Source organism: Sphingomonas sp. CD22, assembly GCF_034556155.1.
GTDB lineage: Bacteria > Pseudomonadota > Alphaproteobacteria > Sphingomonadales > Sphingomonadaceae > Sphingomonas.
Map to the genome: position 1 here is coordinate 364,238 of NZ_JAYDYX010000001.1, position 14,032 is coordinate 378,269.

Annotated in this window: 11 protein-coding genes; 3 read left to right on the forward strand and 8 right to left on the reverse strand. The window is 69.8% G+C overall.

The features are described 5' to 3' along the window. Positions 1 to 4: 4 nt before the first annotated feature. Together SFC76_RS01620 and SFC76_RS01625 are read right to left on the reverse strand one after the other, a co-directional pair. Positions 5 to 1,615: a carboxyl transferase domain-containing protein gene (locus tag SFC76_RS01620; protein ID WP_322847742.1), complete on the reverse strand. Its 1,611-nt coding sequence runs from the start codon at positions 1,613 to 1,615 to the stop codon at positions 5 to 7. Then, positions 1,612 to 2,781 carry an isovaleryl-CoA dehydrogenase gene (locus SFC76_RS01625; protein ID WP_322847743.1) on the reverse strand — a complete coding sequence of 390 codons (1,170 nt, stop codon included), beginning with the start codon at positions 2,779 to 2,781 and terminating at the stop codon, positions 1,612 to 1,614. The genes SFC76_RS01620 and SFC76_RS01625 overlap by 4 nt, the downstream gene beginning before the upstream one ends. Positions 2,782 to 2,872: 91 nt before the next feature. Here SFC76_RS01625 and SFC76_RS01630 point away from each other — a divergent pair, with 91 nt between their 5' ends. Continuing rightward, positions 2,873 to 3,754 (forward strand): LysR family transcriptional regulator, encoded by an 882-nt coding sequence (locus SFC76_RS01630; protein ID WP_322847744.1) that lies wholly within the window; start codon positions 2,873 to 2,875, stop codon positions 3,752 to 3,754. A gap of 3 nt (positions 3,755 to 3,757) precedes the next feature. On the opposite strand, the gene SFC76_RS01635 is transcribed toward SFC76_RS01630, so the two are convergent. The 6 genes from SFC76_RS01635 to SFC76_RS01660 all read right to left on the reverse strand — a co-directional run bounded on the left by SFC76_RS01635 (position 3,758) and on the right by SFC76_RS01660 (position 9,715). Beyond that, entirely contained in the window at positions 3,758 to 4,633 is an 876-nt protein-coding gene (locus tag SFC76_RS01635; RefSeq protein WP_322847745.1) for an SDR family oxidoreductase, read from the reverse strand. Between the two features lie 70 nt (positions 4,634 to 4,703). Beyond that, complete coding sequence (locus SFC76_RS01640) at positions 4,704 to 6,122, reverse strand: efflux transporter outer membrane subunit (protein ID WP_322847746.1); 1,419 nt, start codon at positions 6,120 to 6,122, stop codon at positions 4,704 to 4,706. Continuing rightward, entirely contained in the window at positions 6,119 to 7,021 is a 903-nt protein-coding gene (locus SFC76_RS01645) for an HlyD family secretion protein (protein WP_322847747.1), read from the reverse strand. Before SFC76_RS01645 ends, SFC76_RS01640 begins: the two co-directional genes overlap by 4 nt. 7 nt (positions 7,022 to 7,028) lie before the next feature. Then, a complete protein-coding gene (locus tag SFC76_RS01650; RefSeq protein ID WP_137896946.1) occupies positions 7,029 to 7,256 on the reverse strand; it encodes a DUF1656 domain-containing protein in 228 nt (75 codons plus the stop codon). Further along, a complete protein-coding gene (locus SFC76_RS01655) occupies positions 7,253 to 9,250 on the reverse strand; it encodes an FUSC family protein (protein WP_322847748.1) in 1,998 nt (665 codons plus the stop codon). Before SFC76_RS01655 ends, SFC76_RS01650 begins: the two co-directional genes overlap by 4 nt. Before the next feature lie 9 nt (positions 9,251 to 9,259). Beyond that, complete coding sequence (locus SFC76_RS01660; RefSeq protein ID WP_322847749.1) at positions 9,260 to 9,715, reverse strand: MarR family winged helix-turn-helix transcriptional regulator; 456 nt, start codon at positions 9,713 to 9,715, stop codon at positions 9,260 to 9,262. A 117-nt stretch (positions 9,716 to 9,832) separates the two neighbouring features. On the opposite strand from SFC76_RS01660, the gene SFC76_RS01665 reads away from it, so the two are divergent. Both SFC76_RS01665 and SFC76_RS01670 read left to right on the forward strand, forming a co-directional pair. Continuing rightward, on the forward strand, positions 9,833 to 11,455 hold the full coding sequence (locus SFC76_RS01665; protein WP_322847750.1) for an alkaline phosphatase D family protein: 1,623 nt from the start codon (positions 9,833 to 9,835) through the stop codon (positions 11,453 to 11,455). A 125-nt stretch (positions 11,456 to 11,580) separates the two neighbouring features. Further along, a complete protein-coding gene (locus SFC76_RS01670; protein ID WP_322847751.1) occupies positions 11,581 to 14,013 on the forward strand; it encodes a TonB-dependent receptor in 2,433 nt (810 codons plus the stop codon). The last annotated feature ends 19 nt before the right edge of the window (positions 14,014 to 14,032 follow it).

Below are 14,032 nucleotides of genomic sequence, written 5' to 3' on the forward strand. Positions count from 1 at the left end.
GCCATCACATCCGGAACACGCCGAAGGACGGCGACTGGGGAATGGGCGCGTTGAGCGCCGCGGAAAAGGCGAGGCCGAGCACGTCACGGGTCTGGACGGGATCGATGATGCCGTCGTCCCACAAACGCGCGGTGGCGTAATAGGGGTTGCCCTCGTCCTCGTATTTCTGACGGATCGGCGCCTTGAACGCCTCGGCCTGCTCCGGCGTCCAGCTCTCGGCGTCGCGATGCACCGTGGCGAGCACGCTCGCCGCCTGTTCGCCGCCCATCACCGATATGCGCGCATTGGGCCAGCTGAACAGGAAGCGCGGGGAATAAGCGCGCCCGCACATGCCGTAATTGCCCGCGCCGAAGCTGCCGCCGATCAGCACGGTGATCTTGGGCACCGAGGCGGTGGCGACCGCGGTCACCAGCTTGGCGCCGTTCTTCGCAATGCCTTCCGCCTCATACTTCCCACCGACCATGAAGCCCGAGATGTTCTGGAGGAACAGCAGCGGCACGCGCCGCTGACAGGCGAGCTCGATAAAATGCGCGCCCTTCAAGGCGCTTTCCGAGAACAACACGCCGTTGTTGGCGAGGATCGCCACCGGCATGCCCCAGATGCGCGCGAAGCCGCAGACCAACGTCGTGCCGTACAGCGGCTTGAATTCGTGGAAGTCCGAACCGTCGACGATCCGCCCGATCACCTCATGCACGTCATAGGGTGCGCGCACGTCCTGCGGCACGATGCCGTACAGCTCCTGCGGGTCGAGCTTGGGCGCGCGCGGCGTGGCGATCTCGATATCGACCGCCTTGGGCCGGTTGAGCGTCGCGACGATGTCGCGGACGATCAGCAGTGCATGCTCGTCATTCTCGGCGACGTGATCGACAACGCCCGATTTGCGCGCATGCGTATCGGCGCCGCCCAGTTCCTCCGCCGAGATGACCTCGCCGGTCGCCGCCTTCACCAGCGGCGGGCCGGCGAGGAAGATCGTCCCCTGATTGCGGACGATCACCGTCTCGTCGGACATGGCGGGGACATAGGCGCCCCCCGCGGTGCAACTGCCCATCACGCACGCGATCTGCGCGATCCCCTCCGCCGACATCTGCGCCTGGTTGAAGAAGATGCGGCCGAAATGCTCGCGATCCGGGAACACCTCGGCCTGATGCGGCAGGTTGGCGCCGCCCGAATCGACCAGATAGATGCAGGGCAGCCGGTTCTCGCGTGCGATCTCCTGCGCGCGCAGATGCTTCTTCACCGTCATCGGGAAATAGGCGCCGCCCTTCACCGTCGGATCGTTGGCGATGATGAGGCATTCGCGACCCGAGACGCGACCGATGCCGGCGATCATGCCTGCACCGGGGGCCCCGTCGCGACCATCGGCGCCGCCATACATGCCGTTCGCCGCCAGCGCGCCCACTTCGAGGAACGGCGAGCCCGGATCGAGCAGCCGCTCGACGCGATCGCGGGGCAGCAGCTTGCCGCGCGCGACATGACGGGCGCGATGCTGCTCCGAGCCGCCTAGCGCGCTGGTCGCCACCGTCTCGCGCAGCGTCGCGGCGAGCGCGCGGTTGTGCGCAGCATTGGCGGCGAAGTCGGCGGAGGCCGCATCGATCGCGGTACGCAGCATTGTCATTGCGCGCGCGGCGCGTCATGGCCTATCAGCTCGCGGCCGATCAGCATGCGGCGCACCTCGTTGGTGCCGGCGCCGATGTCGAGCAATTTGGCGTCGCGCCAATAGCGTTCGACCGGCCAGTCCTTGGTATAGCCCGCGCCGCCCAGCGCCTGGATCGCCTCCCCGGCGACCTTCACCGCGCTCTCCGAGGCGAGCAGGATGCAGCCCGCCGCGTCGAACCGCGTCGTCTGGCCCGCGTCGCACGCCTTGGCGACCGCATAGACATAGGCCCGCGCCGAGTTGAGCGCGACATACATGTCGGCGACCTTGCCCTGCATGAGCTGGAACTCGCCGATCGGCCGGCCGAACTGCTTGCGCTCGCGGACATAGGGCAGGACGACGTCGAGGCACGCCTGCATGATGCCGAGCTGGATGCCCGACAGCACGACGCGCTCGTAATCAAGCCCCGACATCAGCACCTTCACGCCGCCGTTGAGCGGCCCCATCACCTGCTCGTCGGGCACAAAGCAATCGTCGAACACCAGTTCGGCGGTCGGCGAGCCGCGCATGCCCAGCTTGTCGATCTTCTGCCCGATCGAGAAACCGGCGAAACCCTTTTCGATCAGGAAGGCGGTGATCCCCTTCGATCCGGCATCGGGGATCGTCTTGGCATAGACGACCAGCGTGTCCGCATAAGCGGCGTTGGTGATCCAGAATTTGGTGCCGTTGAGCCGCCAGCCGCCGTCGACCTTGTCGGCGCGCAGCTTCATCGAGACGACGTCCGATCCCGCGCCCGCCTCCGACATCGCGAGGCTGCCGACATGCTCGCCCGAGATCAGCTTGGGAAGATATCTCGCCTTCTGCTCGGGGCTCGCCCAGCGGCGGATCTGGTTGATGCACAGGTTGGAATGCGCGCCGTAGCTGAGGCCGATCGCGGCGGAGGAGCGGCTGATCTCCTCGCAGGCGATGAGATGCTCGATATAGCCGAGGCCGAGCCCGCCATCGTCCTCCTCGACGGTGATGCCGTGCAGCCCGAGGGCACCCATTTCGGGCCACAGCTCGCGCGCGAACCGGTCCTCGGCATCGACCGCGGCGGCGATCGGCTCGATCCGGTCAAGCGCGAAACGCCGCGTCGTCTCGCGGATCGTGTCGGCCATCTCGCCGAGCGCGAAGTTGAGTTCAGCCATCATTCTCTCCAACCGTCTTTTGCGGCCTTGTACCCGCTCGCTCGCCACATGGAAAATTGAAAGACGGGCAAGAACATCATAGAAAACGTCTATGATCGATCGCTATCATCTCCGCTATTTCCTGTCGGTGGTCGACACCGGCAATTTCTCGCGCGCGGCGGCGGCGTGCAACGTCTCGCAGCCGACCCTGTCCGTCGGCATCGCCAAGCTGGAGAAGGCGCTCGGCCGCAGCCTGTTCGACCGCACCAACCGCCGCGTCGCGCTGACCGACGCCGGCGCGCGGCTGGTCGCCTCGGCACGGTCGATCGAGGCGGGGTTCGCCGAGGCGGAGCGGGCGGTGGCGGAGACCGCGCCGGTGCGCACGCTGCGCCTCGGCGTGCTGGTGACGACGCCGCGGCGCTGGATCGAACGCCTGCTCGCCGACCAGCGCAGCGCCCCCGGCGGCGACCGGCTCGAGATCGTCGAGGGCAAGGAGCGCGATCTGCGCGAACGGCTCGCGCGCGGCCGCATCGACCTCGCCCTCACGCTGCTGCGCGACGGCGATCCGCCCGAGGCTAGGCTGAAGTTGCTCAGCGAGGGCTATGCACTCGCGCTCGGCCAGGCGCATCCGCTCGCCCGCGTGCCGGTGATCCGCGCGGAACAGCTCGTCAACGATCCGATGATCGTCCGCCGCCATTGCGAATTGCTGGCCGAAACCAGCCGATTCTTCACCACCCGCGGCGTCCGCCCGGTGTTCGCCGCACGCACGACCAGCGACGACAAGGCGGTGAGCTACGTCCGCGCCGGGCTCGGCGTCACCGTCATGCCGGAGGGGTTCCGCGAAGCCGGCGTGGTGCTCGCGCATCTCGACGGCTTCGATTTCAGCCGCGACATCGGGTTGGTGTTCGCCGCGCATGCCGACGCCGAGGCGCTGCGCCACGGCTGGCTGGCGACGTCGCTGGCGCGGGCGGTAGAGCCACCCGCGCCGGACTGACGTTCAATACATCGGCATGCCGCCGGTCACCGGCACGATCGCCCCGGTGATGTAGCTGCCCTCGTCGGAGGCGAGCAGCACATAGGCCGGCGCGAGTTCGCCCGGCTGTCCCGCGCGGCCGAGCGGGGTCGATTCGCCCAGCGTCTCCAGCTCGTCGCTCGGCTTGGCGATCGGCTGGATCGGCGTCCACACCGGCCCCGGCGCGACCGCGTTGACGCGGATGCCCTTGGGCGCGAACAGGTTGGACAGGCCGATCGTCAGGCTGCTGATCGCGCCCTTGGTGGTCGCATAGACGATCATGTTCTCGGTCGCGGTCTTCGCCTGGATGCTCGTCGTGTTGACGATCGCCGAGCCCGGCTTGAGGTGCGGCGCCGCCGCCTTGGCGAGGCGAATCATCGCGAAGACGTTGGCGGCGAAGGCGCCCTCCATCTCGGCATCGTCGATGCTGTCGATATCCTCGTTGATCGTCTGCGCGGCGGCATTGTTGACGAGGATGTCGAGCTTGCCGAGCCCGGCGACCGTCTGGTCGACCAGGGCGGCGCATTGCGCGACGCTGCGGATATCGCCGGGCAGCAGCAGGCAGCGCTTGCCCGCCTTCTCGACCCAGGCCTTGGTATCGTCGGCGTCGACCTGTTCGGCGGCGAGATAGGAGATGGCGACATCGGCGCCTTCGCGCGCGTAGGCGATCGCCACCGCCTTGCCGATGCCCGAATCGCCGCCGGTGATCAGCGCCACCTTGCCGTCGAGCAGCCCCTTGCCGCGATAGCTGTCCTCGCCGTGGTCGGGACGGTTGCGCATCTTCGCCTCGACGCCGGGGGCGGGCTGCTGCGGCTCGTCGGGGAAGCGGGTCGGGGCGCTGGTGCGGGGATCGTTGGTCATCGCGAATATCCTGTCTACGGTGTCGCAGCAGGAACGAGGCAAGCCGCGGTTCTTTCCGTCCGGCGTGCGATCACCCCTGCCAGCCGCCGCCCAGCGCGAGGAACAGCTGGACCTGATCGGCGGCGAGCCGGCTTTCCGCCGCGGCGAGCGTCTGTTCGGCGCCGATCGCGGTGCGCTGCGCGTCGAGCACCGGCAGGAAGCCGGTCCGTCCGGCGCGGAACAGCGTCTCGGCGTCGCGCGCTGCCTTGCCCGCCTGGCGGCTCGCATCGCGCAGCGCCGCCACCCGGTCGAGATCGCGGGCGTAGACGGTGAGGCCGCTTTCGGTCTCGCGCAGCGCGGTCAGCACCGCGCCGTCGAACCGGGCATAAGCGGCGTCGCTCTCCGCCTGCGCCGCAGCGATGCGCGCGCGCACCCGCGCCCGGTTGGGGAATTGCCAGCTGATCAGCGGCCCGAGCGAGAATTTGAACGTGTCGCTGCCCAATGCCCGCTCGGCAAGGCCGACCGAGCCGACCGAGGCACCGAGTGCGATGCGCGGATAGAGATCGGCGGTGGCGACGCCGATCCGCGCGGTAGCGGCGCGCAGCTCCCATTCGGCGCGGCGCACGTCGGGGCGGCGACGCAGCAGCGCGGCACCGTCGCCGATCGGGATCGGCCGGTCGAGATGCGGCTCGCCGGTACAGGCGGCGACCGCGCGGTCGAATTCGGCGGGCGGGCGGCCGGTCAGCGTCGCCAGCCGGTACAGCGCCAGCCGCTGCGCCGCCTGCAACGCCGGCATCGTCGCGCGGACCTGCGCCTCCTGCGCCGTCGAGCGCGTCGCATCGAGCGAGCCGCTGCGCCCGGCGCGGACCAGCCGCTCGGTCAGCCGCGTCGTCCGGCTCTGCAGGTCGAGCGCGCGTTGCGCGACGCCGATCTCGCGCGCCGACGAACAGGCGTCGAGATAGGCGCGGGTGGTGTCCGCCGCGACGGTGATGCGGACGCTGTCATAGGCGGCGCGGGTCGCGGCGACATCGGCGTCCGCCGCCTCGATCGCGCGGCGCGCCTGCCCGGCGAGGTCGAGCTGGTAGGAGATGCCCGCGCTCGCCGCATAGACGAACGAACTGGGCAGGGCGGCGCCGGGCCGCAATTCCTCCTCCGCCGAGCGCTGCGCATAACCGGGCGACGCCTGCACCTGCGTCTGGATGCGCCGGCCGTCCTCGGCGACGTCGAGCGACGCCTGCGCGCGCGCGATATTCGCCGTCGCGACGCGCAGGTCGGTGTTGGCGGCGAGCGCCTGTTCGACCAGCCGGTCGAGCAGCGGATCGCGATAGAGCTGCCACCACCGGTCGGGCACCGGCGCCAGCGCCGCGAACGCCGCCTCGTCGCCGCCGACGAACGGTGCGGTGGCGCTCGGCCGTGCGATGACCGCGGCGTCGGGCCGGTGGTAATCGGGTCCGGCGGTCGTGCAGCCGGCGAGCAGCGCGGCGGCGAGCAGCGCGAGGCGGCGCATCATGCCCGCGCCCCCGCCGCGACCGGCCTCGCGCGCGGCAGCACCTCGACCGTCGCGGTCCGACCGACCACCAGCATCTCGCCGCGCGGCAGCCGGTCGATCGCCACCCGCACGGGGATGCGTTGCGCCAGCCGCACCCAGCTGAAGGTCGGGTTGACGTTGGCGAGCAGATTGGCGCCGGCGCTGCGGTCGCGATCCTCGATGCCGCCGGCGATGCTCTGCACATGGCCGGCGATGACCTGATCGTCGCCCATCAGCCGGACGCGCACGGGGTCGCCGACATGGACGCGCGGCAGCTTGGTCTCCTCGAAATAACCGATGATGTGCAGCGATCCGCGGTCGATGATCGCGAATTCGGGATGGCCGGCGGTGGCATAGTCGCCGGGCCGCAGATCGAGGTTGCTGACCGTGCCGGCGACGCTCGCGCGCACTTCGGTGCGGGCGAGGTTGAGCTGTGCGGTCTGCAGCGCGATCTGCGCCTGCGACAGCGCGGTGGCGAGCTGCGCCACTTTGGCGTCGCCCTGTTCGCGTACCTCGCCCGCGACGAGGTCGCCGAGCGTGCGGTTGCGCTGCGCCTCGCGCCGCGCCTGCGCCAGTTGCACCCGCTGCGCCGCCACCGCCGCCGCCGCCTGCGCCACCGCCAGCCGGTAGCGCGGCCGATCGACGCGGAACAGCGGCGTCCCCACTGCGACCGGCTGGTTGTCGTGGACCAGCACTTCGGTGACGAGGCCGGACACGTCCGGCGCGACCTGAACGATATCGGCGCGGACGCGGCCGTCGCGCGTCCACGGATCAGTCTCGTAATGCGCCCACAGGCGGCGGCCGGCGACCAAAGCGAGCAGCACGACCGCGAGCGTGATGCCGATCCGCAGGACGACGCGCAGGGAAGGATGTGGAGTCATGGGCTTTCTAGCTGAAAAAGGCCGCGGCGGGATCGCCGCCGGTGATCAGGCCGGCGATCCCGGCCCATAGGACGATGGTCAGCGCGACATCGAACAGGCCGCGATGCCAGACGAAACGATACAGCCGCGCCCGCGCCAGCGCCCAGCCGATCGCCTCCGCCAGCACGAAGGCGAGGATCGCGGCGAGCAGCAGCGGGTGGACGAACACGCCGCCGATATCCAGGTCGGCGGTCATGCCGCCGCCCTCGCGTCTTGCCAGTCGGGCGCGGCGGGAAAGACGTTGCGGCGCAATCCGACGAGATTGACCAACTGGCCGCGGCGCTCTTCGGGATCGGCGATCGTGCGGCCGGCGGCGATCGCGCCGTCGATCCGGTCGAGCAGCTCGGCCGGTGGCGCGACATCGTCGCCGCTGGCCAGCGTGCGGAAGTGGCGGGCCAGCGCGGCGCGCAGCGCGGCATGGTCGGCGACGGGCGCGATCTGCGCGATGCTCAGTCCCATGCGCAATTCGCGCAGCGTCGCGGCGGCGGCGTCGCGCTCCTCGTCCTCCACCTCGCCGATGCGGCTGGCGAGCAGGCCGACGCGGTCGAGCATGCGGCTGCGCCACGCCGCGATCTGCACCGCCGCCGCGTCCGCCGGTCGTTCGGCAAGCGCGGCGAGGTCGCGCCAGCCGGCGCGGCGCAGCCGGCGGATCGCGGTGCCGGCGCCGATGCTGCGGATCAGCCGCGTCATCACCATCGCCGCGGCGATGCCGATGATCTGCGCGACATTGGCGTTGAAGAAGCTCGCGGCGTCGACGGTGAAGCTGTTGGTCAGCGCCAGCCCGCCGGCGAAGCCGAGCATCATCGGCACCATTCGCCCGTACCAGCTCGGGTTCGCCATCACCGCGCCCATCGCCAGCAGCGGCGGCGCCATCGCCAGCGTCAGCATCGCAAAGCCGTCGATCGCTGGCAGGATCGCGAACAGATAGAGCGCGGCGAGCGGCAGCGACGCGATCGTCCACAGCAGGAAGCCGCGCTGCGCCGGCACCGGATCGTCGAGCGTCGCGAAGAAACAGCAGACCACCGCCGCGATCATCGCCGCCACCGCGCCCTCCGGCCAGCCGGTGACGATCCAGAACAGGCAACAGCCGAGCACGGTCAGCAGCGTCGCGGTCGCCGACAGCAGCGCCAGCCCGTAATCGCGATGCAGCGGCCGCGCCGCGACGGCGCCGACCATAAGCGGCGGACTGCCCGCGGGGTCGGCGACCGCCGCCACCAGCGTCCGCGCCTCCGCCAGCGCGTGCACCAGCTCCTCCAGCCGGGCGAGCAGGTTGAGCGCGAGCAGGGCGCGCCAGCCGTCCGCCTCCACCGCGTCGCGCGCGGTCCGGAGCGTGGCGATCACCGGCGCGGCGGGCAGGGCGGGGGTGGTCACCCAGTCGCGCACCGTCGCGACGGCGCCGGCGAGCGGGGCGAGCGGGGCGGGCAGCGGCCCGGCGGCGATCAGGCTGCGCCAGCGGTCCTCGACCGCGGAGACCAGCGGGATCAGCAGCACCAGCCGGTCCTGCATCCCGGTCAGCAGCGCGCGCGTCGGGCGGATGCGCGCGGTATCGAACGGGATATGCGTCGCGGTGACGTGCAGGTCGGTGATGTCGCCGGCGAGCTTGCGCCGCTCGCGCCCGGTGCTCGCCACCGGCGCGGCGGCGAGCACGTCGGCGATCCACGTCTCCGCCTCCGCCAGCACCCCGGCGACGCGGCGGCCGAACACCTGGCTGACGCTGCGCGGCCATACGATGGCGTGGATGAACGCGGCGCAGAGCACGCCGATGCCGATCTCCTGCACGCGCAGCACCGCGGTGTCGAAGATCGCCTCGGGATGCGTCACCGAGGGAAAGCCGATCAGCGCCGCGGTATAGCCCGCCAGCATGAACAGATAGGACCGCGGCGTCCGGTCGAGCAGCGAGACGAACTGGCACAGCGCCACCCACAGCGCGAGCGCCAGCGACAGCAGCACCGGCGCGTTGACCAGCGCCGGCACCAGCAGCACGGTGACGATTCCGCCGACCGCGGTCCCGGCGAGGCGGAACACCGCCTTCGACCGCACCGCACCGCTCAGCGGCTGGCTGGTGATATAGACCGTCGCCATCGCCCAGAACGGCCGCTCCAGCCCGAGCGAGAAGGACACGAACAACGCCAGCATCGCCGCCGCGAAGCAATTGATCGAGAACACCGTCTCGCGCAGCCCGATCCGCATCACCGCCGCTCAACCCTGTTCGTCGATGCGCGCCATCGTCGCATGGAGCTGGTCGAGCACCCGCGTCGCGATGACCAGCTCGTCCGCCTCGATACACGCGAGTAACGTCTGGCGGATCTCCGCCGTCCGCGCCTCGACCTGCGCGGCGAGCGTCGTGCCCGCGGCGGTGAGGTGGATCAGGCGCGCGCGCTTGTCGGTGCTGTCGACGCGCCGCTCGACGAGGCCGCTGCGTTCGAGCTGGTCGATCAGCGGCACCACCGAAGGCGCCTCGACGCCGAGCTGGTCGGCGAGCGCACCCTGGCGCAGGCCGTCCGCGGCGCGGCCGATCAGCATCACCGCCAGCGCCGGCGTATGCGACAGCGACAGGCCGGCGAGACCATTGTCGAGCGCGCGGCGATACCGGCGGCCGAGCGGCACGAGGTGCGCCGAAAAGGCGCGCATCTGGGCAGGGGTAGGACGAGTCACCCGGCTCAGATAGATAGGTAGCTAACTAACGGCAAGACCCATGTTGCACTGCCGCAGGCGTCGCGCACGTTTCACATTCGCGTTGCATGGCGGCCGCACAGACTTCGGAGCACCATCATGATTCTCGATCGCCGCATGCTGATGAAGACCGCCATGATCGGGATGGGCGCCACCGCGCTGCCCGGTGGCGCGTTCGCGCTCCAGGCGCTGGGCAACGCCCGCGGCTTCACCCATGCGGTGGCGAGCGGCGAGCCCGCCGCCGATTCGGTGCTGCTGTGGACCCGCTACGTCCCCGCCGATGGCGGCCCCGTGGAGCTGCGCGTTGAGGTTGCGGAGACGCCCGACTTCGCCCGCACCGTCACCGGCGGAGCGCAGATCACCGGCCCGTGGCGCGATCATACCGCCAAGATCACCGTCGATGGCCTCCAGCCCGGCCGCAGCTATCATTATCGCTTCGTCGCGCCCGACGGCAGCCGTTCGCCGGTCGGCCGCACCGCGACGCTGCCCGAAGACGGCATGAAGACCTGGCGCGCCGCGATCTTCTCCTGCTCGAACATCGGCTTCGGCTGGTTCAACGCCTATGCGCACGCGGTCGCGCAGGGCGGCTTCGACTGTGCGATCCACCTCGGCGACTATCTCTACGAATATGCGCCGGCGCATTATCCGCTGCCCGCCGACGCCGTCCCCGGCCGCATCCCCGCACCGCAGAGCGAGATCATCCATCTCGCCGATTACCGGCTGCGCTACGGCAGCTATCGCGCCGATCCCGATCTGCAGGCGCTGCATCTCGCCATGCCGATGATCGTGCAATGGGACGACCACGAAAGCGCCAACGACAGTTGGGAAGGCGGCGCGGAGAACCACACGCCGGCGACCGAAGGCGACTGGAATGCCCGCCGCGCCGCCTCGATCCAGGCCTATCGCGAATGGATGCCGGTGTCGGACGAGCCGTGGAAGGCCTATGACATCGGCGGCCTCGCCACGCTGTTCCGCACCGAGACGCGGCTGCTCGCGCGCACCCGCCAGCCCGACGTCGCGCCGCTGTTCCGCGCTGCCGACCCCGTCGCCGCGCTCAAGGCGTTCCGCGACGGTCCGTGGCAGGACCCGGCGGTGACGATGATGGGCAGCCAGCAGGAGGTGTGGCTGAGCCACGCGATGCGCGCCTCGGTACGCAGCGGCCGGCCGTGGCAGATCGTCGGCTTCGGCACGATCATGGGCGCCACGGTGATGCCGCCCGAGACGCAGGGCTGGCTCGCCGCGTTCAAGCCGGAGGCGCGGGGCTATGTGACGGCCGGCGTCGCCGCCGGGGCGCTGGGCCTGCCGTTCAATTACGACAATTGGGGCGGCTATCCCGCCGCCCGCGCGCGCTTCCTCAAATCGGTGCAGCAGATCGGCGGCAACACCGTGCTGATCTCCGGCGACAGCCACAATGCCTGGGCCTACGACCTCGCGCAGGACGGCCGCCCCGCCGCGGTCGAGTTCGCCGGCCACAGCGTCACCTCGCCCGGGTTCGAAAGCAGCCTCAGCACCGATCCCGCGCAGGTCGCCGCCGCGCTCGTCCGCGCCAATCCCGAGCTGAAATGGTGCGACACGTCGCGCCGCGGCTATATGGCGATGACCGTCGCCGCCGATCGCGTCACCAACGAATGGATCATGGTCGACGGCATCAAGGCGCGTACCCCCCGCGGCACGATCGGCCACCGCGCGACGGTGTTGCGCGACCGCCACACCATGACGTGATCCCAACGCTTCGTCGCAAACGTTTGCGAGAAACTTGGTAACGCAACCGAAACGACGCCGAAGCGTCACATCCTGCCCCTAGCCGCACGGTCGACCGCGGTCGTGCGGTCGCATTGGGGAAAGTCATGTCATTGCCGTTCATCGCCGCGCGCCGTCGCCGCGGCGCGTTGTTGCTCGCCGTCTCCATCGCCGCGCTCGGCCAGGCCTCCGTCGCCGCCGCCCAGATGGCTCCGGCCCCGGCGACGGTGCCGGACGCGGCCGCACCGGTCGCGACGGCGCAGGGCGACGATCGGGACGGCGTGGTCGTCGTCACCGCCGCGCGTACCACGCGCTCGGCGGTGACGATCGACGGCGCCGAGATGCAGAAGGTGCTGCCCGGCGTGAACCCGGTCAAGGCGATCCAGACGCTGCCCGGCGTCCAGTTCGAAACCGCCGATCCCTGGGGCAACAACGAACAGAACATCTCGCTGATCGTCCACGGCTTCAACCAGAACCAGCTCGGCTTCACCCTCGACGGCGTGCCGCTCGGCGACCAGTCCTACGGCAATTACAACGGCCTCTCGCCGCAGCGCGCGGTGATCAGCGAGGATGTCGGCTCGGTCCGCCTGACCGCGGGCGCCGCCGATCTCGCCACCGCCTCGGCGAGTAACCTCGGCGGCGGGCTGGAGACCTATACCAGCCAGCCGACCGCGCGCGGCGGCCTGCGCTTCGCGCAGACGCTCGGCAGCTATGACGCGCAGCGCACCTATCTGCGCATCGACAGCGGCGACGCCGAGGCGTTCGGCGGCACCAACAGCGGCTATCTTTCGATCGTCCGTCAAAAGGCGCGCGCCTGGGAATTCCCCGCCAGACAGGGCGGCTGGCAGGCCAATGCCAAATTCGTCCACAAGGGCGAACACGGCACGCTCACCGGCTATGCCGCTCTGTCCGACAAGGCCGAACCCAATCAGGATTCGGTCGCGCACAATGCCGGCGGGCTGGAGCCTTATTACCGCTCGTTGCTCTATCCGGACTGGCAGGCGGCGCTGCGCTACGTCGACGCCAACGGCAAGCCGCCGGCGGACAACCCCAACAATTACGCCAATTACTACGGCGACGCGCAGCGCACCGATTATCTGTTCTACGTGAAGTACGACTATCGCTTCAGCGATGCCGTCACCTTCAGCAACCAGGTCTACGGCCATCACGACGAAGGGCAGGGGCAGATCGTCGGGCCGGTGTCGGCGGCGGGGCTGCCGGGGCTGTTCTCGGTCTATTTCCCCCGGCAGAACCTGAAGTCGGTCTTCGGCAATTCGGGCTATGCGCTGCGCACCACCGAATATGGTATCGACCGCAGGGGCGTGCTGTCGTCGCTGGCGATCACCGCGGGCGATCACGAGATCGGCCTCGGCGGCTGGTACGAGCACAATCGCAACACGATCTTCCGCAACTGGTATGCGGTGCCGGTCGATGCGCCGCCGCCGTCGCCCTATGAATGGGCGGACCCGGCGCTGCTCAAGCTGACGCAATATGCCAGCGTCGTGAGCTACGACGTCGTTCAGCTCCATCTGCAGGACCGCTGGCACGTCACGCCGACGCTGACGATCGAGGGCGGCTTCAAGTCGAGCCTGCAATTCGCCGATGGCCGCGTGCTCGTCCAGCCCCTGCCCAACGCGATGCCGCTGCCCGGCGGCACCTCGACCCGCTATCCCGAAGGGCGGCTCGACACGCGCAAATGGTTCCTGCCGGCGATCGGCGCGGTGTGGGACGTGACGCCCGACGATCAGCTCTTCGGCCACATCCAGCAGAACGTCCGCCAGTTCCAGGCATCGATCGCGGGCGGCCTGTCGCCCTATAACGTCGGCAGCCAGGACCTGTTCGAGGCGATCAGGAAGAACACCCAGCCGGAGAGTTCGTGGACCTACGAAGCCGGCGTGCGCACCCGGCACCACGTCGATGCCGGCCCGCTGACCGCGATCGAGGGACAGATCAGCGCCTATCACGTCGATTTCAGCAACCGGCTGTTGCAGATCAGCTCGACGCAGGTGATCGGCTCGGTGCTGGGCGGCGCGAGCATCCTCCAGAACGTCGGCGCGGTCCGCACCAACGGCATCGATGCGGCGGCGACGTTGCGCTTCGGCACGTCGGTGTCGCTCTACAACGCGCTGTCGTACAACCGCTCGCGCTACGCCGACGATTACAAGAGCGGCAGCAGCGTGATCGCGACCGCCGGCAAGGACGTTCCCAACGTCGCGCGCTGGCTGAACAAGACCGTGCTCACGCTCAACTCGGGCCCGTTCGAGACGCAGGTGATCGGCGATTACGTCGGCCCGCGCTTTGCGACCTATACCAACGACCAGTCGGTGCCGGGGCGGTTCCTGCTCAACCTGCAAGCGTCCTACACGCTGCCGCAGGATGTCGTCGCGGGGCTCCACAACCTGCGGTTCGCGGTCAACATCACCAACCTGACCGCCCGCCGCGGCATCTACGAGATCGCCGGCGTCGGCGTCGTCAAGACCTACAACACCTACGCCCAGCCACCGCGGATGGCGTTCTTCACCCTCTCCGGCGGCTTCTGACGATGCGGGTGCCCGGGAC